Below are 20,943 nucleotides of genomic sequence, written 5' to 3' on the forward strand. Positions count from 1 at the left end.
GATTCTATAATGAGTGCAGATGTCAGATGTTTTAACTCATGAACCCCCTATTCCCGCACCTCGGGCTGGGCAGCGCTTTACCTTTTCAGGGCTGATTGGCTCTGCAGATGCCGCCCTGATTGCACAATCCGCTTTACGTTATCGGAATACTTTTTCAGTGATAGTGGTGTTTTGTGCTTTAGCGCAGGACGCCGCGCGCCTACTTGAGGAGGTTCCAGCATTTGCCCCCAATTTAAAAGTACGCTTACTGCCGGACTGGGAAATTCTTCCCTATGACCACTTTTCTCCGCACCAAGACCTAGTATCTGAGCGCTTAGCCACACTTTATGAATTACTCAACGGTAGCTGTGACGTGGTGCTGGTGCCCATCACAACCGCCCTACAAAAGCTTGGCCCACCCTTATTTTTATCTGGGCATACTTTCTTTTTTAGACAAGGCGATAAGCTCAATGAAGCGGCCCTCAAGTTGCAGCTTCAACAGGGGGGCTATGACCCAGTGAGCGCGGTCATGCGGCCTGGTGAGTACAGCATTCGTGGTGGCTTGATTGATTTGTTTCCGATGGGCTCTAACTTACCCTATCGCCTCGATCTGTTTGGCGATGAAATCGAGCAAATTAGAGCTTTTGATCCTGACACACAACGCAGTCTGTACCCAGTGAAAGAGGTGCGGCTTTTACCGGGTCACGAATTTCCTTTTGACGATGCCTCACGTACCGCCTTTCGAGGGCGGTGGCGCGAGGTATTTGAAGGCGACCCCACCCGTTGCCCCGTCTATAAAGATGTCAACCTAGGAATTCCGAGCGCAGGTATTGAGTCTTACCTGCCCCTCTTTTTCGAAGAAACCTCCAACGTCTTTGATTACTTCCCACGCTCAGGTGACCCTGTGTGGGTTGTCAGCATTGGTGACATGGATGTGGCGATTAAACATTTTTGGAAAGATACGCTGACTCGTTATGAGTTTTTAAAGCATGATCTTGACCGTCCCATACTACCTCCCCAAGAATTATTTCTGAATGTAGATGAGTTCTTTTCTATTGCCAAGCCCCATGCAAGATTGGTTTTAGAACGCAATCCACCCGATAACCAAGCGCGTATTGATGCGCAAGCATTTCTTGCTGTACCTGACATAGCAGTTCATCGCCGCGATAACGATCCCATCAATCGCTTGAGAGATTTAGTCAGCAAAGAAAAAATCCGCGTTCTGCTTTGCAGCGATAGTGCTGGGCGTAAGGAATCGATACGCCAGCTATTTGAAGAAAGTAATTTGGCGGAAGCAGGAAATAGCAAACCGCTCTATCCATTAAAGCCTAAAGATTTCGAAACAATAGCGGATTTTATTAAGAGCGGGTCTTTATTTGGCCTTGTAATTGCACCGCTTTTCAATGGCTTTACGTGGCTCGCTGAAAATCTCGTTGTTATTACTGAAGCAGAATTATTTACCTCGACAGCGCGTCAACGGCGCAAAGGGAAAGGGGCCGTTAGTGCAGATCCAGATATGCTCTTTAAGGATTTGTCTGAGCTCAAAATCGGCGACCCTGTGGTGCATTCAGATCATGGTATTGGTCGCTACCAAGGTTTAGCGTTACTCAATTTGGCACCCGCAAAAGAAACTCCTATTTTTGAAGAGTTCCTGCATTTAGTCTACGCCAACGATGCCACTTTGTATGTTCCAGTTCAGCAATTACAAATGGTTACCCGATATGCCGGTTCAGATCCCGATACCGCCCCCTTACATCAATTGGGATCGGGCCAGTGGGATAAAGCAAAACGCAAAGCAGCCCAACAAATTCGCGATACCGCTGCAGAGTTATTAAGTCTTTACGCAGCACGTGCGATTCGTAAGGGCCACGCTTTTGAATTTTCTGCCCATGACTATGCTGCTTTCGCAGAGAGCTTTGGCTTTGAAGAAACCCCCGATCAAGCAAACGCCATTGCTGCAGTGATTGGTGATATGACCAGCGGCACCCCGATGGACCGCCTCGTATGTGGCGATGTTGGTTTCGGCAAAACAGAAGTGGCCTTGCGTGCGAGTTTTGTTGCTGTCATGGGTGGCAAACAAGTAGCAATCTTAGCTCCTACGACTTTATTGGCCGAACAGCATGTCGCTACTTGGAAAGATCGCTTTGCGGATTGGCCAGTTCGGATTGTGGAGTTGTCGCGCTTTAAAACCACTAAAGAAATTAATGCCGCCCTTGAGGCTATTGCCAAGGGAAATGCGGACATCATTATTGGCACTCACAAATTACTGTCAAAAGAAACCCAGTTTGCTAACTTGGGTTTAGTCATTGTTGATGAAGAACATCGTTTTGGAGTTCGGCAAAAAGATGCCCTGAAAGCGCTGCGTGCCGAGGTCGATATTTTGACACTCACTGCCACGCCTATTCCAAGAACGCTTGGTATGGCGATGGAAGGTTTACGTGAGTTTTCCGTGATTGCAACTGCTCCACAGAAGCGCTTAGCGATTAAAACCTTTGTACGACGCGAAGGTGATAGCGTAATTCGGGAAGCGGTATTACGTGAAATCAAGCGCGGTGGTCAAGTGTATTTCTTGCACAATGAAGTTGATACCATTCAAAATCGCAAACACGCTCTGCAAGAGCTCATTCCTGAGGCCAGCATTAGCGTGGCTCACGGGCAAATGCACGAGCGTGAATTGGAATCTGTAATGCGTGAGTTCGTCACCCAACGAACCAATATATTGTTGTGTACTACCATTATTGAAACCGGTATTGATGTCCCGACAGCCAACACCATCATCATGCACCGAGCCGATAAATTTGGTCTAGCGCAATTACATCAATTGCGGGGACGTGTTGGTCGCTCACACCATCAAGCCTACGCTTATCTATTGGTGCCCGATCCTGATGCCCTGAGTAAACAGGCCCAACTTCGCTTAAATGCGATTCAAGCAATGGAAGAATTGGGCTCTGGGTTCTATTTGGCAATGCATGATTTAGAAATTCGAGGCGCAGGAGAAGTACTCGGAGATAAGCAGTCGGGTGAGATTCATGAAATAGGCTTTCAACTCTACACAGAAATGCTGAACCGAGCAGTTAAATCACTAAGAAGCGGTAAAGAGCCCGATCTCTTGGCACCACTGCAGGTAACTACCGATGTCAATCTAGGCGTCCCCGCTCTTTTGCCAAATGATTATTGTCCCGACGTGCATGAACGACTTTCACTGTATAAGCGTTTTGCAGGAACAGATGATTTTTCAGATTTAATGGGTTTGCGAGAAGAGTTAGTCGATCGCTTTGGAGACTTACCAGACCAAGCAAAATCATTTTATGAAACACACCGCTTGCGACTAGAAATGGTCGGGTATGGGATTAAGAAAATTGACGCAACGCCAACCAGCATCCAAATTCAATTTATTCCTAACCCCTCGATTGATCCAATGAAAATTATTCAGTTGATTCAATCATCAAAGCATATCCAACTCAATGGTCAAGATAAGCTGAAGATTCTGCCACCCAAGACGGGTGATTTCGAGAAATTAGCGCAGCGCCTCGACCACATTCGCCAAATACTACGCCGTCTCAATGAGTCTGCCTTACTGACGTCGACCAAGGTCGGTGCTGACTAGATTTAATATTGCACTATGTCTAATCCACTAACCCTCGTTGCCCTCTCAACGCAAACTATTACTGTTGAGCTAGAAAAGGCCTTAAAGCAGCATTGCTTAGCTTTGGGTTTTAGCTTAACGCCTTTGATGGAGAGTGTTCAGCAACAGGGTTATTTTTCAGCACGCTGGTCAATGCCTGCGGCACCGCTACCAGAAGCTCGTCATGCCCTACGCGAGATAGCGGCTGGACATCACGCTGACTTGGCTTTTCTATCTAGCACTTATCAACCTCATGCGGTTCGTGTGCTGTGTATGGATATGGATTCCACGCTGATTAACATCGAGTGCATTGATGAGATTGCTCAGTATGCAGGCAAGAAAGCGGCTGTTGCTGAAATCACTGAGGCAACGATGCGTGGTGAAATCAAAGACTTCAAAGACAGCTTGCGTAGAAGAGTGGCTCTACTAGCAGGGATTCCGGAAACCGTTTTAGAGTCAGTCTATCAAGAACGTCTGCAGTTAAACCCTGGGGCGACTGAATTATTATCTACAGCAAATGAGCGTGGTTTGCATACTTTGCTGGTTTCTGGTGGCTTTACATTCTTTACGGAGAAACTCAAACACACCCTCCGTTTTAAACAGGCTCAAGCCAATACCTTAGAAATTATCGATGGGAAGCTCACGGGCAAGGTTCTTGGTGAAATTGTTGATGGTGCTGCTAAGGCGCATTATCTGCAAGATGCATGCCAGCGAATGCAGTGCCAAAAGATACATTCCATCACGATGGGTGACGGCTCAAATGATTTATTAATGATGCATGGTTCCGGCATTAGCGTCGCTTATAAAGCGAAAAGTATCGTCAAAGAAAAAGCCGACGCGGTTTTTGACCATGTCGGCTTGGATGCAGCACTACTGTTAATGCATTAGCGGGTGAAACTCCGCAGTCAGTAGTGTCTCAACAAAATTACATTCGCTCAAAAATGGTGGCAATTCCCTGCCCACCACCAATACACATTGTGACTAAGGCGTACTTTCCTTCAACTCGCTGCAGTTCATGGAGCGCTTTAGTAGCAATGGCGGCGCCAGAACAACCAATTGGATGACCAAGCGCAATTGCGCCACCATTCACATTGGTTTTTGCTGGATCAAGCCCAAGCACTTTAGAGACCGTCATGGCTTGCGCTGCAAAGGCTTCATTGGATTCAATCACATCCATTTGCTCTAATTTCAGGCCAGCGCGCTCTAAAGCAAGTTTGGTCGCAGGAATAGGACCTTCGCCCATGATGTGATTAGGCACGCCAGCAACAGCATAAGAAACTAAACGTGCTATGGGCTTATGCCCAGCTTTGGCAGCGGCTTCAGCCGAGGCTAACACGAAAAATGCTGCGCCATCATTAATGCCTGAAGCATTTCCAGCGGTTACCGTACCACCCTCTTTTTTGAATGCAGGCTTCATCTTGCCCAAGGTTTCCATAGTGGTGTCTGGCTTGCAATGCTCATCCGTATCGACCACTACATCACCCTTACGGGTCTTAATCGTAATAGGCACAATTTGAGATTTAAAGCGACCTTCTTTAATAGCGTGGGCTGCTCGGCGGTGTGACTCAACCGCAAAGGCATCTTGTGCTTCACGAGTCAGCTGGTGCTTCTCGGCCAAGTTTTCCGCGGTGATGCCCATATGACCAACACCAAAGGGGTCGGTCAAGATGGAGACCATCAGGTCTAGCATTTTGGTGTCGCCCATGCGAGCACCATTTCGCATTGCTGGCGAGCCATACATGCCACGCGACATCACTTCAACACCGCCACCTATTCCATAGTCGCAGTCACCCAGCATAATTGCTTGCGCAGTACTTACGATCGCTTGCAATCCCGAGCTACATAAACGATTGACTGACATAGCAACCGATTCCATCGGCAGGCCAGCTTGTATCGACGCCACACGGGCTACATAGGCATAGCGGTTATCGGTTGGAATGGTATTGCCGACAGTAACAAAATTAATCAAGGCGGCATCAACACCAGAGCGGGCCACCGCCTCTTTCATGACCAGGCCTCCCAATTCGCAGGGCTCCAAACTACTCAAGCCACCGTTAAAACTACCGATTGCCGATCGAACTGCACTTAGTACTACGACGTCTCGACTCATATTATTCTCCTTAGATGAAGCAATATAGACTGGTTTATTAATGCTACTGTTGCTGTACCGATAAAAATTGAATTAAGTTTCTGCTATTAAATCATGACCTTGTGAGCCAATAATATCTGCGCGAACAAAGTCACCAACACGATAGCGTTTGGAGGGTTTAGTCGCTGGTAAGACCCTCACTAAGCCATCAATTTCAGGGGCATCTGCAATGGAGCGCCCTATTCCGCCAGATTCATCCATGCGATCAATGAGAATATGCATCCTCTTGCCCACTTTTTTTGAAAGACGCTCAATCGAGATCTTCTCAGCTTTTGCCATAAAGCGTGCGCGGCGCTCTTCACGAATCGCCTCGGGGACAGCATTGTCGAGTTCATTTGCTTTTGCACCCTCCACAGGTGAATAGGCAAAGCATCCTGCGCGATCAATTTGCGCCTCATCCAAGAAATCAAGTAAATACTGAAATTCTTCTTCTGTCTCACCAGGAAAGCCAGCAATAAAGGTACTGCGAATCACTAAGTCAGGACAGGCGGATCGCCAAGCGGAGATTCGTTCGATATTTTTCTCACCACTCGCTGGGCGCTTCATCCGCTTAAGAACATCGGGGTGGGCATGCTGCAGTGGGATATCTAAGTAAGGCAAGACACCATAGCCATGATCTTTAAATTCCGCCATTAGAGGCAGAATGTCATCCACATGAGGATAAGGATAAACGTAGTGCAAGCGGACCCAAGCCTGATGCTCTCTAGCAATCTGATTGAGTGCATTGACTAAATCAAACAAGCGTGTTTTTACAGGTCTGCCATCCCAAAACCCAGTGCGGTATTGAATATCAACCCCATAGGCACTGGTGTCTTGAGAAACGACTAACAACTCCTTCACGCCAGATTCGAATAATTTCTTGGCTTCTAGCAATACTTCACCAATAGGCCTAGAAACTAAGTCACCCCGCATGCTTGGAATAATGCAGAAGGTACAGCGGTGATTACAGCCTTCAGATATCTTTAAGTAAGCGTAATGTTTCGGGGTAAGCTTGACGCCAATGGGTGGCAATAAGTCCGTAAATGGATCATGCGGCTTAGGAAGATGTAGGTGAATCGCTTGCATCACCTCGGCCGTAGCATGTGGGCCTGTAACCGCAAGCACCTTAGGGTGAATGCTTTGAATCAAATCAGTACCGTCGGCATTCTTACGGGCACCAAGACAACCAGTGACGATGACTTTGCCATTTTCTGCCAATGCTTCGCCTATCGCTGCCAGACTTTCTTCAACAGCGGAGTCAATAAAGCCGCAGGTGTTGACCACGACTAAATCTGCACCAGCATAATCTTTGGCAGTCTCATAACCCTCGGCACTTAACTGCGTCAGAATGAGTTCAGAATCTACTAACGCCTTGGGGCAACCCAAGGATACAAACCCTACTTTTCCAGTCACGACTATTCTTTTTCAGTTGTATTTGATTGCGGTGTGAATGGGAAGTTAGTAAACAAGTTTTGCGATCCTTGCATTTTCTCTTGCATTTTGACGAACAAATCTTTGCTTTGATCGAGATAATTACCCATCAAACCTTGCATCAGGGGGTTTTGAAGATTCATCATTTTAGACCATGCTTCTGGACTGCTACCCGCACCCATGCCTTTTGATTGGTCACCTAATTTATTGTGGATATCCACAAATGACTGCATCGTTTTCTCAAGATAGGTTCCCATGAGCCCCTGCATCGAGTTACCGTAAAAACGAATAATTTGTGAAAGCATTTGGGTTGAAAAAACGGGGGCTCCACCCGCTTCTTCTTCCAAGATAATTTGCAAGAGAATATTACGCGTTAAGTCATCTTCGGTTTTGGCATCCACCACACTAAAAACCTCGCCGCTCAGTACCAACTGCTTTATATCCGATAACGTGACATAAGAACTAGTTTGCGTGTCATACAGACGGCGATTAGGATACTTTTTAATAAGTCGAACTTCAGATGTTCGTTTTGCGCGTGTAGCCATATTGATTTATCCCTAAGTTTCTCTATTGCAATGCAATAACTTGCTAGTGTATCCCTAGTTAAGCCTGGAAGTGCAAACTTCAGGCAGGGTTAATAAAAATGGATTACTGATGATCTTATCCTGTGTGCAAACCGCCATTAAGGGAAAAATCGGCACCAGTAGCATAGCCACCATCTTCTGAGGCAATCCAACAGCAAATGGAGGCAATCTCCTCTGGCTTACCAAGGCGTTTAATCGGAATACCAGCAACGATTTTTTCCAACACATCTTCGCGAATCGCCTTCACCATATCCGTACCGATGTACCCAGGGGAAACTGTATTCACCGTTACCCCTTTAGAAGCCAACTCTTGCGATAAAGCCATTGTGAAACCATGCAACCCTGCTTTAGCAGTTGAGTAATTTGATTGACCAAATTGGCCTTTCTGACCATTCACTGAAGAGATATTGATAATGCGGCCCCAGCCATTGTCTGCCATGCCATCGACGACCTGTTTGGTGACATTAAACAAAGAGTTGAGATTGGTATCAATGACCGCCTTCCATGCATCAGGTGTCATTTTCCGAAATACGCTATCTCGAGTAATGCCTGCATTGTTGACCAAAATATCCACTCGCCCTACTTGCGCTTTCACTTTATCAAAGGCCGCTACAGTACTATCCCAGTCGGATACGTTTCCTTCTGAAGCAATAAAGTCATAACCAAGGTCTTTTTGCTCACCAAGCCATCGATCCTTGCGAGGAGAATTTGGGCCACATCCCGCAATGACAATATGGCCATCTGCAGATAGTCGCTGACAGATAGCAGTACCGATACCACCCATACCACCTGTGACATACGCGATTTTTTGTGACATAGAATTTTCCTTATATTTGACTAAAAATCTAGCCTATTAAATTACTGGGGTTAACTTCTCTTTGACGTACTGACCTGGCGCTGCCTCTAATGCTTTGTAACGGGTATTACCTAATTTCTTGCGAGCGGAAACTTGCGCACCACCAAACTGTTTAAGCCATGCTGAATAATTAGTCCACCAGCTACCCGGAACTTCTTTGGCAGCAGCTAACCAAGCATCCGCCGTTTTGCCAATGCGGTTGTTCTCAAAGTAGTAGCGTTTATTTTTGGCGGGTGGATTAATGACGCCCGCAATATGGCCAGACGCCCCCAAAACAAAATGATTCTTGCCCTTTAAGAGACGGGTTGATTCATAGGCAGCCTGCCATGGAACAATATGGTCATCGTGGGAGGCGTAAATATAGGCAGGACAGGTAATGCTACCGAGATCAATTTTTTCACCGCAGATGGTGACCGTTCCGGGTTTAACCAAATCATTTTGTAAATAGGTGTGTCGCAAGTACCAACAGAACATTGCCCCAGGAAGATTGGTTGAATCCCCATTCCAGTACAAGAGATCAAATGGTGGGGGAGAATTTCCTTTGAGATAGCCCTCAACGACGTAATTCCAAAAGAGATCGTTGGGTCTTAAAAAAGAGAAGGTGTTGCTCAGCTCAAGACCCGACATCACGCCAAAGTGATCTTTATCGCCACCGATCTTTTGCTCTTGCATGCTTACCATCTCTTCATCGATAAACATGCCTAGAACCCCCGTATTGCTAAAGTCCAGCAAGCTGGTCAATAAGGTCAAGCTTGCAACGGGATTTTGCTTGCGGGCCGCTAAGACTGCTAATGCGCAGGCCGATAAAGTTCCACCGATACAAAAACCCATTAGGTTGATTTGATCTGTGCCACCAATGGCTTGCGCAACTTTAATCGCTTGGATAACACCCTCGCTTACATAGTCATCCCAACTTAATTTAGAAAGAGCAATATCGGGGTTCTTCCAGGAAACCAAAAAGACGGTGTGACCTTGGCTTACCATGTAGCGCACCATCGAGTTGTCTGGCTGCAGATCTAAGATGTAGTACTTATTAATACATGGGGGCACCATCAAATACGGGCGCTCAAATACAGTATCGGTCAGCGGGGAGTACTGCAACAGTTCAAATAATTCGCAGCGGAACACTACCTTGCCTTCACTGGTGGCGATATTCTTACCCACCTCGAAGGCGCTCTCATCAGTTTGAGACACCTTCCCTTTTTTCATATCCCCAAGCAAATTGGCAATGCCATTTTGAATCGACTGGCCTTGAGAGCTAATCATGCTTTCTAATACTTCAGGATTTGTCGCAATATAGTTTGAAGGTGATAAAGCATCAATCATCTGCTCGGTAGTGAACAGAATTTTTTGCCTTGCCTTCTCATCGGTATCCACCGCCTTAGCCAATTCGATTAAATATTTTGAATTGGCTAGGTACATTGCCGCAATCACCTTGCTCCATGAGGAGCTCCAAGCCTTAGCTGAGAAACGGCGATCCTTTAAAACGATACCCTCCGGATTAGTGGCAATGTGTGCCACAGAGGCAAAGTATTCTTGTTGAATTTCCGCCAAACGTTCTGGAGGAATTTTAGCCATGTGGTCTGGCGCCAAAGAGGGTGTTGCACCAGCATTCATTCCTGCAAACATATCGCCCTCTTAAAATATTAATAGCCATTCTCCTGCTATATAGCTTTAAGAGTTATAAGCACTAACCCTAGCCTTCATAAAAAAAGAAACTGGACTTAATCCAGCTTAGTCACGCCAAAGGAAGGAAGCAAAACGCCCTGTTTGCCCGTCACGCCGATAGGAAAAAAAGTGCTTTGGATCGCTGTAAGTACAAAATGTACCTCCTTCAATCCTGTTTACGCCCATTTGTTTAAGGCGCTCGCGGGCTAAAAGATACAGGTTTGCCAAATATTTACCGGATGCGTTCGGGATTAGTCTAAAAGCCTCTTCCGGCAACGATTTGCTCTGTTTTTGAAATGCTTCGACCACGTCTTCACCGACCTCGAAAGCATTCGGCCCGATGGCTGGACCCAACCAGACCGAGATATCTGCAGGACTTAGACTGACATCGAGTGACAACATTGACTGAACCGTATTTTCTAAAACACCCTTGCAGAGTCCGCGCCAACCAGCATGAGCAACCCCAATAACTTGCCCACCGGCACTTGTTAATAAAACCGGTAAGCAGTCGGCAGACAAGATCACCAACACCTCATTTGGAAGATTGGTGACGGCAGCGTCCGCTTCAATGGCGCTCCCCCCAGTCAGTAAACGATCTTGCGGAGTGCTGACTTTGGTGCCGTGAACTTGATTTAGCCAAAGCGGTTGGCTTGGTAGCACCCCCTTAAGCGCCGCACGATTTGCCATGACATCCTCAAATCGATCGCCAACATGATCGCCTAAATTACAGGAGAAAAATGGCGCCGCACTTACGCCACCTTGACGTGTTGTTACTAGCGCATGAACTGAGTCTGACGCTGGCCAGTCGGGGCTGATTAGATATTCAGCGATGGTCATTCGCAATAGAGGCCATAAGTGCTGCCTCCTTGGGCAGATCCTCTTCTGTCATACCCACTTGGAGTAAGAGGGCGAGAAGATCATCAGGCGGCAACCTAAACCAAGTCAAGGTTTCTTGAGAAACCGGATGTTGCAGACTCAGAGCATATGCATGTAAGGCCTGACGTTCAAAAGGGAGTTCCTTGGCAGAGCTTGGGGTCTTTTTGCGATACACCTGGTCACCTAATAAGGGGTAGCCGAGTGATTCTAGGTGAACCCGAATTTGATGGGTTCGCCCAGTTTCCAAACGGCATTCAAGCAAGGTCACTTGACTTGTCTTAAATTGACCTTTAGCCAAGCGCCGAAATAAGGTTGCCGCCGACTTTCCTTGGGCTGATCCGGCTGCCATTCGGAGGCGGTCGCGCTGATCGCGCCCAACGGTTGCCAAGACCTTTCCTTGAGACGGAGCCTCGCCCCAAACCCAAGCTAAATAGCGGCGTCCAACCGTATGATCTTGTAGTTGCCTCACTAGGGCTGTTTGGGCGTGCGCAGTGCGGGCTACTACCATCAAACCTGAAGTATCTTTATCCAAGCGATGCACAATGCCAGCCCTTGGTAACAACTTGAGCTCGGGATAATGAAATAACAGTGCATTTAGTAAGGTACCTGTCCAATTGCCTGCCGCTGGATGCACTACAAGTCCGGGTGGCTTATTGATCACCAGGATGTCAGCATCAGCATGAACCACCTCTAGAGGGAGATTTTCAGGTTCAAAAGCGAATTGTTCGGGCATTTCTTGGGGAAAAACCTTCACGCTCTCCCCGCCGCGGAGCAAATGGCGGGCCTTGGTAACTTTACCGTCTACGGTTACAGCACCAGCTTCTACCCATGCTTTCAGACGATTACGGGAATAATCTGGCAAAGCTGCGGCCAAGATCTTGTCCAAACGTTCGCCTTGGACATCGTGGGAAATTTCTAGGGCAATGAAGTCCTCTTCATCGATATAATCAATGGGATTCGAATCGGGAGTTTGCAGCAATGCCACGCTTAAAGAGCCTTTTAATTATGTCGGAAATGAATTCAGATGCCAGTTTAAGGCTTGCAGCCCCAGCGGGATCAATCTCGGCAAAAACCCCACGTTCTTTTAGAGCGCTATCTCTTCTTTTTATTCTCCTTGCCAGCCTTACTCTCCTTCTTCTTGGGGGATGTGCGGGTAGCGATGGCAAAAAGGACGATACCGATATTTGGTCTGAAACCAAGCTCTACTCCGAAGCAACAGATAAACTCAATGATGCAGATTTCGCCAAGTGCGGTAAGTATTTTGATAAGTTAGAGGCCCGCTTCCCTTTTGGGCCTTACTCCCAACAGGCGCAAATGAATGCGGCCTATTGCTATTGGAAAGCCCAAGAGCAAGCCCAAGCATTAGTTGCCATTGACCGCTTTATTAAACTGCATCAAGGAAGTCCAAGCTTAGATTACGCCTACTATCTCAAGGGTCTAATTACCTTTAATGATGACCTGGGTTGGTTAGGAAAGTTTACTGGCCAGGACTTAAGTGAGCGTGACCCCAAAGCGGCTAAAGAAGCATTTGAATCATTTAAAACCGTTGTTGAGCGCTTCCCCAATAGCAAATATGCGCCTGACTCCTTGGATCGCATGCGCTATATTGTCAATTCTCTCGCCGAAGCTGACGTCATTTTGGCGCGCTTTTATTATCAGCGCGGTGCCTACTTGGCGGCAGCCAATCGGGCGCAGTTGGTAATTCGCGACTACGATCGCGCACCCGCTGTTGAAGAGGCGCTCTACTTGCTAGTTAAATCCTATGAAAAGCTTGGCATGACCGACCTAAGTGCTGATGCACTAAGAGTTCTTCAGCTTAATTTTCCTGATAGCCCAATGATGGCTACTGGTCAACGCCTTGTAAAACAGCGTAAGTGGTGGCAGTTTTGGAATAAGTAATGGATTAGATTAAAAGGTGACGGGGCTCAAAATGCAAAAAACGAGACCCCACTTAAATCACTTTTACTGGAACGCGGGAAGCCAAGGCACAGAGTAACTCGTAGCCGATCGTACCGCTCATTTGGGCCACGTCGTCGACTGGTATCTCATTGCCCCAAAGCTCTACAAGACTACCCACCCTCGCATTAGGGGCATTTCGCAAGTCTACAGTAATCATATCCATGGAAACCTGACCAGCAATAGGGCAAATTACCCCTACACCATCGTCCCCAGCCGCCTCAATCCAAACGGGCGTCCCATCTGCAGCATGTCTCGGGTAGCCATCAGCGTAGCCACCTGCGACAACGCCTATGCGCATATCCTCAGGCGCCTCATAACGACCACCGTATCCAATATGCTCGCCTTTTTTAATTTCTTGAATATCAATAATTTCGCTACGTAAATGCATGACCGCTTGAAAGTCAGAACGAACGATATCAGCGTATATTCCCGTTGGAGAAACGCCATAAAGAAGAATGCCTGGGCGAATCCAGTCTCCCAAAGTATTGCGATGCCAAAGAATAGCCGCTGAATTTGCTAAAGAGGTCGGAGCTTCCAATCCCGCAATGGCTTCCTGAAAACATTCCATCTGCTCACCGACCGATGGGAGGCGATCGACTCGATCTGCGTTGGCGAAGTGGGTCATATGATGCATACGATAACCAGCAGCATGTAAGCGATGAAAGGCTGTCCTGTATTCAGTAGGCCTTAGCCCTAAACGGTTCATACCAGAATTGAGTTTAAGAAAAATGCTTAATCCGTGCTCTGATGAACCTTGGTAGGCTTCTAGCCATTGAACCTGTAATTCTGAATGGACCACGAGATCACATTTGAGCTCTTCCGCTAGAGAAAGCACCTCTTTTTGAAAAATACCTTCCAATAACAGAATTCGCCCCTGCCAGCCATGTGCTCGCAACCATTGAGCGTCTTGAATATCGAGTATGGCAAACCCGTCAGTAGACTCCAAACCAGCCAATGCCGCCTCTAGGGTGTGACCGTATGCTTTAGCCTTGATAACAGACCAAATTTTGGATTGCGGGGCTAGTTCACGAATTCGACGCAAATTGTGGCGAAAGGCTGCAGTGTGAATAGATGCCAAAATAGGTCTATTCATTAATTGATTCGCTGAAGAATCCAAAACAAGCTTCCTTTCATGTTTTAATTACGCTAATGACTAGATTGTACGAATGAACCGCAGTTTTTACACCATTATGGCGGCGCAATTTTTTTCGTCGCTTGCGGATAATGCATTGCTCATTGCAGCAATAGCCCTCCTGGCCCAACTTAATGATCCGGCCTGGATGACCCCTTTACTCAAATTGTTCTTCGTATTGTCTTATGTTTTGCTGGCTGCCTTTGTAGGCGCATTTGCCGATTCAAGGCCCAAAGGCAATGTGATGTTCATCACTAACACCGTTAAATTTATTGGTTGCGCAGTGATGCTTACTGGTTGCCATCCTTTGCTGGCGTACGCAATCGTAGGCTTGGGAGCTGCCGCGTATTCCCCAGCCAAATACGGCATCTTGACTGAACTGCTCCCACCAGAGAAATTGGTAGCGGCTAATGGTTGGATCGAAGGCTTGACTGTGGGCTCCATCATCATGGGCACGGTACTCGGCGGCATCCTCATTAGCACTACCGTCTCAACATCCCTATTAAGCTTTGATTTTCCTGTGATTGATACGGGCATTGAGACCCCTGCCCAATCGGCCGTTTTGATCATCATGTTTATTTATATCTTGGCATCCATTATCAATTTACGCATTGCTGATACAGGGGCGCGCTATGCCTCACAGAAAAAAAATCCAATTGCATTAGTCAAGGATTTCGCTGTTTGCTTTAAAACGCTTTGGGATGATCGTCTTGGTCAGATTTCTTTAGCGGTAACCACTCTGTTTTGGGGAGCTGGCGCCACCTTGCAATTTATTGTCATCAAGTGGGCGCAAGTGGCACTGCACATGAATTTATCCCAAGGCGCCATTTTGCAAGCAATTTCCGCTATCGGTGTAGCTGGAGGAGCCATTTGGGCCGCTTGGCGAGTGCCCTTGCGTAGCTCATTGAATGTACTTCCCTATGGCATCGTGATGGGATTATTAATCTGCGTCTTAGCAGTCTACAACTCCGATATGTTGCCAAACATTCCCATCGTCACAATCGGGAAGTTTTCCATCTCCCTTAATTTATTACCCGCCTATTTTTTATTAATCTTAATTGGCTGGTTTGCGGGGTATTTCGTGGTGCCCATGAATGCCCTACTGCAACACCGTGGCCATGTGCTCATGTCGGCTGGTCATTCCATTGCAGTACAAAACTTTAACGAGAATATTTCTGTATTAGTGATGCTCTCAGTGTATTCAGGCTTAATTTGGCTAGATATCCCAGTCAAGTTTGTGATTATTGGCTTTGGGCTCGTGGTGGGCTTCACTATGTGGCTGGTAATTAAGCGCCATCAAGCCAATCAAGCAGAGTATGACTCAATGCATCTCATCGGTGAGCATAAGCACTAAGTATCGGTGGGTCTAGCTGTTTTGCAGTACAGATTTTGCTAAAAGCAGATCCTGCCAAAATAATGCCTTTGTTTGCGGCCTGGCAATCAACTCCTGCAAATCAAAGGTCGCGATTAAGGGAATCTCTTGAACGCCCTCACCAACCATCTCCAATACTGTTTGGCGCAATTCATTTAAAGAGTCACGTTCACCACTCAGCTTTTTGGTCGCAGATTCACCAAAGGCAATGGCAACAATGGGAACACCTTCTTGAGGCAAGTCTTTTGAGCTAACCAATTCCGTCGGCAACTTCCATGCCCATGCTGATGTGTCTAAACCAAGAACGCGCACGATGTTCAAGAGGAGCGCTTCGGCTTCTGCTTGGGGTTTGCTGCCAAAAAACCACCAAGTGCCAGTTATATTCGGCTGGGGGCTGTCAGAGGTGGAAACACTGGGCCCCTCAACTAACGCCACTTGAGTGCTCTCAGTAAAGGCCGGCGCATCCCGCAGGGCCCATTCAGTAACACCCATTTCTTTTAAAAATGCGGAATGTATTTCTCTGTTCATGACTCTAGCTTAATCGATTTAGCCATCACCAAGGCATCCTCCCGCGTACCAGTAGTCTGATCAACTGGGTAATAGTGCTTGCGGGTACCAATGATGTCATAACCCATGGATTCATAGAGCTGTAAGGCGCTGGTGTTGCTTGGCCTCACCTCAAGAATAATTCGGGACATATTTTGCTGGCGCACCACCTCTTCAATAGTTTGCATCATCTGACGGCCAATACCCATCCGCCGCAGCGCAGGCAACACCGTGATGTTGAGTAAGTGCAACTCATCAACCGCAGGGAACAAGATGCAATAGGCCCACAAAAGTTGCGGCCTCAAATCATCCGCCACTCCACCGGCAACCACTTGTGGACGAATGCAATAAGCCCAATGGCCGGCTGCTAATGAATCAGAAAGATTACCCTTAGTCCAAGGGTGCACATGCGAGACTTCTTCGATTGCCCATACTGCATCCAAATCTGCAGGGCTCATAGGAACAAAAGCCAACTCCGTCATAGTATTAATTTCAGACATGGCTATTTTGACTGCGCTCTAAGGTAGTGAAGGCCACCTTGTTCCTCACATAAAGCGGCTCAAGCAAATGCACATCTTGCTGCAAACCTGTGCGCCACATCTCTTGACCGCAGGCCAAAACTCCTAGCGCATGAATGCCTATTTCCTGATCAATAAAATGAGGAGCCAGACTTTTCGCTGTTGTTGAAAACAAGCGTTCACCAAATTCTTGGTAAGCACTTCCGGCTAAATACTCGATACCTTCAAGCTGGATTTCTTCTGGGGCACAGAGCGCGATATTGTCAATACGCGTTGGCCATCCTAGCGTATCTTGATGATATTTAGCCCAGTAAATTTCATCCATCCGCGCATCAATCGCAATCGCAAAATCTTGAATGTCTGCAGCAATAAAATCTGGGCTTTGCACCAGCATTGCAGCAATAGAATCGAGGCTTGCAACAGGTAATACCGGCAACCGAGCGGCTGTTGCTAAACCCTGCGCTGCCGCAACCCCCAGTCGAACTCCAGTAAATGCGCCGGGGCCAACACCTATTGCAATCGCATCGAGGTCAGTCAATTCCATGGCGGCAATGTTCAACAACTCTTTGACCCAAGGCAACAACAGTTGGCTTGCACCAGCCGATACTTGCTGATGACGCACCATAGGGGGCAGATCATCAACAGCTAGGGCTACAGAGCACCATGAGGAAGAGGTATCGATCGCCAAGATACGGGACACTATAAATACCTTTGTAAGAGTAACAGGCGGGTTTTAATTGCAAAGACCGGCAATGAGTTCAGCGGGTGCTTGCACTAACTCAATCAATACGCCTTCTCCACTTAGTGGAAAGTCAGAGCTTCCCTTAGGGTGAATAAATGCAATATCGTGTCCTGCCGCTCCCTTACGAATACCTCCTGGAGCAAAGTGCATGCCCTGAGCTGAAAGCCAGTCTACGGCCTTGGGTAAATCATCGACCCAAAGACCAACATGATTTAAAGCGGGAAGATGCACAGCAGGTTTGTTCAGCGGATCAAGCGGCTGCATTAAATCTAGCTCAATTTCATGAATGCCCTTACCAATCACGCAAATATCTTCATTCACGTTCTCGGCAACCGAGACAAAATTGGACTGGAACTCAAAGCCGAGCAAGTTTATCCATAAATTGCGCAGACGGGCTTTATCTTCGCCGCCAATGGCAACCTGAGCAAGACCCAGAACCTTAAATGGCTTATCCAAAGATCAAACTAAGCAATACATTATTTTTTAACAACGAGGTTTCCTGGCAAGGAACCAATGTAGGCGGCAATATCTTGCATATCCGCTAAAGATAAAGTGGCAGCCTGTGAAGTCATCACGGCATTGTTGCGACCAAACAGTGCATTGCCATTACCCTCTTTGTAAGCCCGCAGAGCATAGTAGATGTAGTCAGGATGCTGGCCTGCCAACTTCGGGTAAGCCGGCAAGATAGGTGCATTTAGACCAGCGCCATGGCAAGTAGCGCAATTGCCCTTCTCAACCAAGGCCTGACCTTTTTCAATGCTAGCCGCGTTTGCGAAACTAGCGCATAAAAAAACTAAAGCGGTAAATACGATGACTTTCATAAATAGGCCTCTAAATCTTACTTTTACTTTAATGGGTTAATTGGGGAGCTGGCAGTTTGCGCAGCGTAATACTCACCGATATCAGCCATATCCTGATCAGATAAATTCGACGCAATGGAACGCATCGTGGGATGCTTTCTTTCGCCTTTTTTGTATACCGTAAGAGCGGTCACGATGTAAGCACCGTTTTGGCCGCCAATGATTGGAACTCTGTACACCATCGGATAGTCAGCGCGATAGTCTGGAATGGAGTGGCAACCAGTACATAACCAAACTTTACTTTGGCCAGCTTGGGCTGAACCTTGAATGTCCGCAGCTTGTGCAGCAAAGCCAGATGAGCCCATTAGGGCGAATAAGGCGAATTGACGGAGAAAATGGGTATGTTTTTTCATAAAAATAGTAGTAAAAAATCCAATTTAGAACATTTTGAGCAAAGTATAGCGGAGCGAGCGAGCCTAAAACCCTGCTCAGACCCTAAAATAAGTGTAAACGCTAAAACAAGTGGGCCTTTTTTCAGTACTGAAGCGCTATTTGATTTAGATTTCATCCCCTCTGAATGGCTTATCCTCCTGATTTACATTAAAAAGTGCTTAAAAAATGACTGACTCTATCCTTACCCGCCTTAAAACCCTAGGCATCGACTTACCGCCCCCTGGACCGCCTGCGGCTTCGTACGTCATGGCAGCCACCAGCGGCAATACGGTATTTCTCTCAGGGCATATTGCCAAGCAAAATGGCAAACCTTGGACTGGTAAGTTAGGTTTAGATATGGATACGGCCACTGGCAAATTGGCCGCTCATGCCATCGCTATTGATTTGATTGCCACTCTACAAAACCATCTAGGCTCATTGGATCGAGTAAAACGCATCGTTAAGGTCATGGGGCTTGTGAACTCGACCTCTGAATTTACTGAACAACATCTTGTCATTAATGGCTGCTCAGAATTGCTCGTTGAAGTGTTTGGGGAAGCTGGTAAACACGCTCGTAGTGCATTTGGCGTTGCGCAGATACCCCTTGGCGCATGCGTTGAAATTGAATTGATTGCAGAAATTTAGGGCAAAGATAGACCCTGTTTAGACAGGTCTTCGGGTGTATCAATATCGATAATGTATGCCGCATTACTGGAATGTAAGATCCTGACAAGGCTTGAATGCTCGTCCATATAGGGGCGGCACACCATCTTGGGAATCTTTAAGATACGCTCGATCACTGCCCTGGAAAACAAGACGGGATTGCCCCGCTGGCCATCTACGAGTGGCAAGATGATTTCTTCTGTCGCAGTTCGTTTGGCGAAATCCTCTAGAAGCTCGGCTATCTCGCTCGCCCCTATTAAGGGCTGGTCTGACAAAGCGACCAGCAGAACATCAAAGTCGCTTTGTAAACTTTCGAGCCCTAAGCGAACCGAACTGGCTTGGTCATTTACGTGGCTAGAGTTTCTCACTGCGCGAATCTCAAGTGACGCCTCTACCTGCATCTGCGCTAACTCTTCTTCAATTTGCTCCGCATGAAACCCTGTCACGACCAGAAACTCTAGGGGCTTAAAGGACTCCACCACATTGCAAAATCTTCTGAGTAGAGATTTACCATCCTTTTTAAGCAGGGATTTTGGCACCGAGCCAAGGCGACTGCCTTGACCAGCAGCCAACAGCAAAACGGCAAGTCGTAAGCTATGAGTTGTCATTAAGGTCATAATAATGTGGTCTGTAAGACATCCAAGAATAACGAGAATTGAAGATCCAGAATGAATAGCGCTGATTTAAGTGTGTTAAAGACTGCCGTAAGTTGGCTCAAAACCGGTCATCGCGTTGCCATTGCCACGGTAGTGCAAACCTGGGGCTCGGCCCCAAGACCTGTGGGTTCATGGCTGGCGATTCGTGAGGATGGTCAAGTTGCGGGATCGGTCTCTGGTGGATGCGTGGAGGATGACCTCATCCGGCGTGTGCAATCAGAAATTCTTTCAAAAGCTATACCTGAAATGGTGGTTTATGGCGTAAGTCAACAAGAGGCAGCGCGCTTTGGTTTGCCTTGCGGAGGAACCCTCAGACTACTGGTAGAGCCCCATCCAGAGCGCGCAATCTTGGAAGAGCTGTTGCACGCAATTACCCATCATGAAACGACCTCGCGCATCGTCAACCTTGGTACTGGCAAATCACGTATAGAACGCAATGACGCTGACCTCTTTTATTGTGACGACGAGATCATGAGAACCTTCTATGGTCCACGCTGGCGCATGGTGATCATTGGTGCCGGGCAACTGTCTATTTACACAGCAGAATTTGCGCTCGCTGCAGACTTTGAAGTGATTGTGATTGACCCCCGAGAAGAGTATGCAGAGGGCATTAATCTCGAACAGGTGCAGTTTTTTAAAGCGATGCCAGATGATGTGTTGTTAGATATTAAAGTCGATGCCCATACGGCGGTAGTCGCCTTGACACATGACCCTAAGCTGGACGATATGGCCTTAATGGAGGCATTAAAGTCCCCCGCTTTTTATGTTGGCGCTCTCGGGAGCAGAGTCAATACGATCAAGCGTAAGGAGCGTTTACTTGAGTTTGATGTAACACCAGAACAAGTTGAGCGTTTGCATGGGCCGGTAGGATTAAATATTGGCGCCTTGACTCCGCCAGAGATCGCCATTTCGATCTTGGCGGAAGTCATCGCCGTTAAGTACGGCGCTTCTGTTCCCAAAAAGGGTTGATCCAAAC

The 20,943-nt window shown here is 47.2% G+C and carries 21 protein-coding genes; 6 read left to right on the top strand and 15 right to left on the bottom strand.

Annotation, left to right across the window (positions count from 1 at the left end):
* Positions 1 to 19 precede the first annotated feature (19 nt).
* On the top strand, positions 20 to 3,586 hold the full coding sequence (gene mfd / locus CP950_RS04640) for a transcription-repair coupling factor (protein WP_096672821.1): 3,567 nt from the start codon (positions 20 to 22) through the stop codon (positions 3,584 to 3,586).
* Positions 3,587 to 3,601: 15 nt separating this feature from the next.
* Positions 3,602 to 4,492, top strand: coding sequence for a phosphoserine phosphatase SerB (gene serB, locus CP950_RS04645; protein WP_096672823.1), 891 nt, complete (start codon positions 3,602 to 3,604; stop codon positions 4,490 to 4,492).
* Between the two features lie 37 nt (positions 4,493 to 4,529).
* On the opposite strand, the gene CP950_RS04650 is transcribed toward serB, so the two are convergent.
* The 7 genes from CP950_RS04650 to CP950_RS04680 form a co-directional block, all read right to left on the bottom strand.
* Positions 4,530 to 5,714 (bottom strand): acetyl-CoA C-acyltransferase family protein, encoded by a 1,185-nt coding sequence (locus tag CP950_RS04650; protein ID WP_096672825.1) that lies wholly within the window; start codon positions 5,712 to 5,714, stop codon positions 4,530 to 4,532.
* A 72-nt stretch (positions 5,715 to 5,786) separates the two neighbouring features.
* The gene (rimO, locus tag CP950_RS04655; RefSeq protein WP_096672827.1) at positions 5,787 to 7,145 is read right to left on the bottom strand and encodes a 30S ribosomal protein S12 methylthiotransferase RimO; all 1,359 of its coding nucleotides are present in this window, start codon (positions 7,143 to 7,145) and stop codon (positions 5,787 to 5,789) included.
* Positions 7,146 to 7,147: 2 nt separating this feature from the next.
* The gene (gene phaR, locus CP950_RS04660; RefSeq protein ID WP_096672829.1) at positions 7,148 to 7,708 is read right to left on the bottom strand and encodes a polyhydroxyalkanoate synthesis repressor PhaR; all 561 of its coding nucleotides are present in this window, start codon (positions 7,706 to 7,708) and stop codon (positions 7,148 to 7,150) included.
* 115 nt (positions 7,709 to 7,823) lie between these two features.
* Entirely contained in the window at positions 7,824 to 8,564 is a 741-nt protein-coding gene (locus CP950_RS04665; protein WP_096672831.1) for a 3-ketoacyl-ACP reductase, read from the bottom strand.
* A gap of 36 nt (positions 8,565 to 8,600) precedes the next feature.
* A complete protein-coding gene (gene phaC, locus CP950_RS04670) occupies positions 8,601 to 10,232 on the bottom strand; it encodes a class I poly(R)-hydroxyalkanoic acid synthase (protein ID WP_096672833.1) in 1,632 nt (543 codons plus the stop codon).
* 105 nt (positions 10,233 to 10,337) lie between these two features.
* On the bottom strand, positions 10,338 to 11,108 hold the full coding sequence (gene pgeF, locus CP950_RS04675) for a peptidoglycan editing factor PgeF (protein WP_096672835.1): 771 nt from the start codon (positions 11,106 to 11,108) through the stop codon (positions 10,338 to 10,340).
* A complete protein-coding gene (locus tag CP950_RS04680) occupies positions 11,095 to 12,132 on the bottom strand; it encodes an RluA family pseudouridine synthase (RefSeq protein WP_096672837.1) in 1,038 nt (345 codons plus the stop codon). Before CP950_RS04680 ends, pgeF begins: the two co-directional genes overlap by 14 nt.
* Before the next feature lie 74 nt (positions 12,133 to 12,206).
* Between CP950_RS04680 and CP950_RS04685 the strand changes: the two genes are divergently transcribed.
* Entirely contained in the window at positions 12,207 to 13,046 is an 840-nt protein-coding gene (locus tag CP950_RS04685) for an outer membrane protein assembly factor BamD (RefSeq protein WP_419185577.1), read from the top strand.
* 52 nt (positions 13,047 to 13,098) lie between these two features.
* Here CP950_RS04685 and alr read toward each other — a convergent pair whose 3' ends face one another.
* Entirely contained in the window at positions 13,099 to 14,199 is a 1,101-nt protein-coding gene (gene alr / locus CP950_RS04690) for an alanine racemase (RefSeq protein WP_096672841.1), read from the bottom strand.
* A gap of 73 nt (positions 14,200 to 14,272) precedes the next feature.
* On the opposite strand from alr, the gene lplT reads away from it, so the two are divergent.
* Positions 14,273 to 15,592 carry a lysophospholipid transporter LplT gene (gene lplT / locus CP950_RS04695; RefSeq protein WP_096672843.1) on the top strand — a complete coding sequence of 440 codons (1,320 nt, stop codon included), beginning with the start codon at positions 14,273 to 14,275 and terminating at the stop codon, positions 15,590 to 15,592.
* A gap of 12 nt (positions 15,593 to 15,604) precedes the next feature.
* Here the strand turns inward: lplT and CP950_RS04700 are convergent, their stop codons facing one another.
* Genes CP950_RS04700 through CP950_RS04725 form a run of 6 tightly spaced genes read right to left on the bottom strand, consistent with a single transcriptional unit; the run spans position 15,605 to position 18,581 of the window.
* Positions 15,605 to 16,138: a uracil-DNA glycosylase family protein gene (locus tag CP950_RS04700; RefSeq protein WP_096672845.1), complete on the bottom strand. Its 534-nt coding sequence runs from the start codon at positions 16,136 to 16,138 to the stop codon at positions 15,605 to 15,607.
* Positions 16,135 to 16,656, bottom strand: coding sequence for a ribosomal protein S18-alanine N-acetyltransferase (gene rimI, locus CP950_RS04705; protein WP_096672847.1), 522 nt, complete (start codon positions 16,654 to 16,656; stop codon positions 16,135 to 16,137). Before rimI ends, CP950_RS04700 begins: the two co-directional genes overlap by 4 nt.
* A complete protein-coding gene (tsaB, locus tag CP950_RS04710) occupies positions 16,649 to 17,374 on the bottom strand; it encodes a tRNA (adenosine(37)-N6)-threonylcarbamoyltransferase complex dimerization subunit type 1 TsaB (protein ID WP_096672849.1) in 726 nt (241 codons plus the stop codon). Before tsaB ends, rimI begins: the two co-directional genes overlap by 8 nt.
* A 33-nt stretch (positions 17,375 to 17,407) precedes the next feature.
* Complete coding sequence (locus CP950_RS04715; protein WP_096672851.1) at positions 17,408 to 17,872, bottom strand: VOC family protein; 465 nt, start codon at positions 17,870 to 17,872, stop codon at positions 17,408 to 17,410.
* Between the two features lie 20 nt (positions 17,873 to 17,892).
* On the bottom strand, positions 17,893 to 18,237 hold the full coding sequence (locus CP950_RS04720) for a c-type cytochrome (protein ID WP_096672853.1): 345 nt from the start codon (positions 18,235 to 18,237) through the stop codon (positions 17,893 to 17,895).
* A gap of 23 nt (positions 18,238 to 18,260) precedes the next feature.
* Positions 18,261 to 18,581, bottom strand: coding sequence for a c-type cytochrome (locus tag CP950_RS04725; RefSeq protein ID WP_419185578.1), 321 nt, complete (start codon positions 18,579 to 18,581; stop codon positions 18,261 to 18,263).
* A 253-nt stretch (positions 18,582 to 18,834) separates the two neighbouring features.
* On the opposite strand from CP950_RS04725, the gene CP950_RS04730 reads away from it, so the two are divergent.
* Entirely contained in the window at positions 18,835 to 19,293 is a 459-nt protein-coding gene (locus CP950_RS04730; protein ID WP_096672857.1) for a RidA family protein, read from the top strand.
* Here the strand turns inward: CP950_RS04730 and CP950_RS04735 are convergent.
* Positions 19,290 to 19,919 carry a nucleotidyltransferase family protein gene (locus tag CP950_RS04735; RefSeq protein WP_096673087.1) on the bottom strand — a complete coding sequence of 210 codons (630 nt, stop codon included), beginning with the start codon at positions 19,917 to 19,919 and terminating at the stop codon, positions 19,290 to 19,292. The two genes, CP950_RS04730 and CP950_RS04735, sit on opposite strands and share 4 nt — an antisense overlap.
* 60 nt (positions 19,920 to 19,979) lie before the next feature.
* Here CP950_RS04735 and CP950_RS04740 point away from each other — a divergent pair, with 60 nt between their 5' ends.
* A complete protein-coding gene (locus CP950_RS04740; protein WP_096672859.1) occupies positions 19,980 to 20,936 on the top strand; it encodes an XdhC family protein in 957 nt (318 codons plus the stop codon).
* Positions 20,937 to 20,943 lie beyond the last annotated feature (7 nt).

The sequence above is a fragment of the Polynucleobacter meluiroseus genome (assembly GCF_900205755.1).
Classification (GTDB): Bacteria; Pseudomonadota; Gammaproteobacteria; order Burkholderiales; family Burkholderiaceae; genus Polynucleobacter; species Polynucleobacter meluiroseus.

Excerpts from the sequence above, each read along its gene's own strand:
- mfd (WP_096672821.1), top strand. The coding sequence starts at position 20 with ATGTCAGATGTTTTAACTCATGAACCCCCTATTCCCGCACCTCGGGCT.
- serB (WP_096672823.1), top strand. The coding sequence starts at position 3,602 with ATGTCTAATCCACTAACCCTCGTTGCCCTCTCAACGCAAACTATTACT.
- CP950_RS04650 (WP_096672825.1), bottom strand. The coding sequence starts at position 5,714 with ATGAGTCGAGACGTCGTAGTACTAAGTGCAGTTCGATCGGCAATCGGT.
- phaR (WP_096672829.1), bottom strand. The coding sequence starts at position 7,708 with ATGGCTACACGCGCAAAACGAACATCTGAAGTTCGACTTATTAAAAAG.
- CP950_RS04665 (WP_096672831.1), bottom strand. The coding sequence starts at position 8,564 with ATGTCACAAAAAATCGCGTATGTCACAGGTGGTATGGGTGGTATCGGT.
- phaC (WP_096672833.1), bottom strand. The coding sequence starts at position 10,232 with ATGTTTGCAGGAATGAATGCTGGTGCAACACCCTCTTTGGCGCCAGAC.
- pgeF (WP_096672835.1), bottom strand. The coding sequence starts at position 11,108 with ATGACCATCGCTGAATATCTAATCAGCCCCGACTGGCCAGCGTCAGAC.
- alr (WP_096672841.1), bottom strand. The coding sequence starts at position 14,199 with ATGAATAGACCTATTTTGGCATCTATTCACACTGCAGCCTTTCGCCAC.
- lplT (WP_096672843.1), top strand. The coding sequence starts at position 14,273 with ATGAACCGCAGTTTTTACACCATTATGGCGGCGCAATTTTTTTCGTCG.
- CP950_RS04700 (WP_096672845.1), bottom strand. The coding sequence starts at position 16,138 with ATGAACAGAGAAATACATTCCGCATTTTTAAAAGAAATGGGTGTTACT.
- rimI (WP_096672847.1), bottom strand. The coding sequence starts at position 16,656 with ATGTCTGAAATTAATACTATGACGGAGTTGGCTTTTGTTCCTATGAGC.
- CP950_RS04720 (WP_096672853.1), bottom strand. The coding sequence starts at position 18,237 with ATGAAAGTCATCGTATTTACCGCTTTAGTTTTTTTATGCGCTAGTTTC.
- CP950_RS04725 (WP_419185578.1), bottom strand. The coding sequence starts at position 18,581 with ATGGGCTCATCTGGCTTTGCTGCACAAGCTGCGGACATTCAAGGTTCA.
- CP950_RS04730 (WP_096672857.1), top strand. The coding sequence starts at position 18,835 with ATGACTGACTCTATCCTTACCCGCCTTAAAACCCTAGGCATCGACTTA.
- CP950_RS04735 (WP_096673087.1), bottom strand. The coding sequence starts at position 19,919 with ATGACAACTCATAGCTTACGACTTGCCGTTTTGCTGTTGGCTGCTGGT.
- CP950_RS04740 (WP_096672859.1), top strand. The coding sequence starts at position 19,980 with ATGAATAGCGCTGATTTAAGTGTGTTAAAGACTGCCGTAAGTTGGCTC.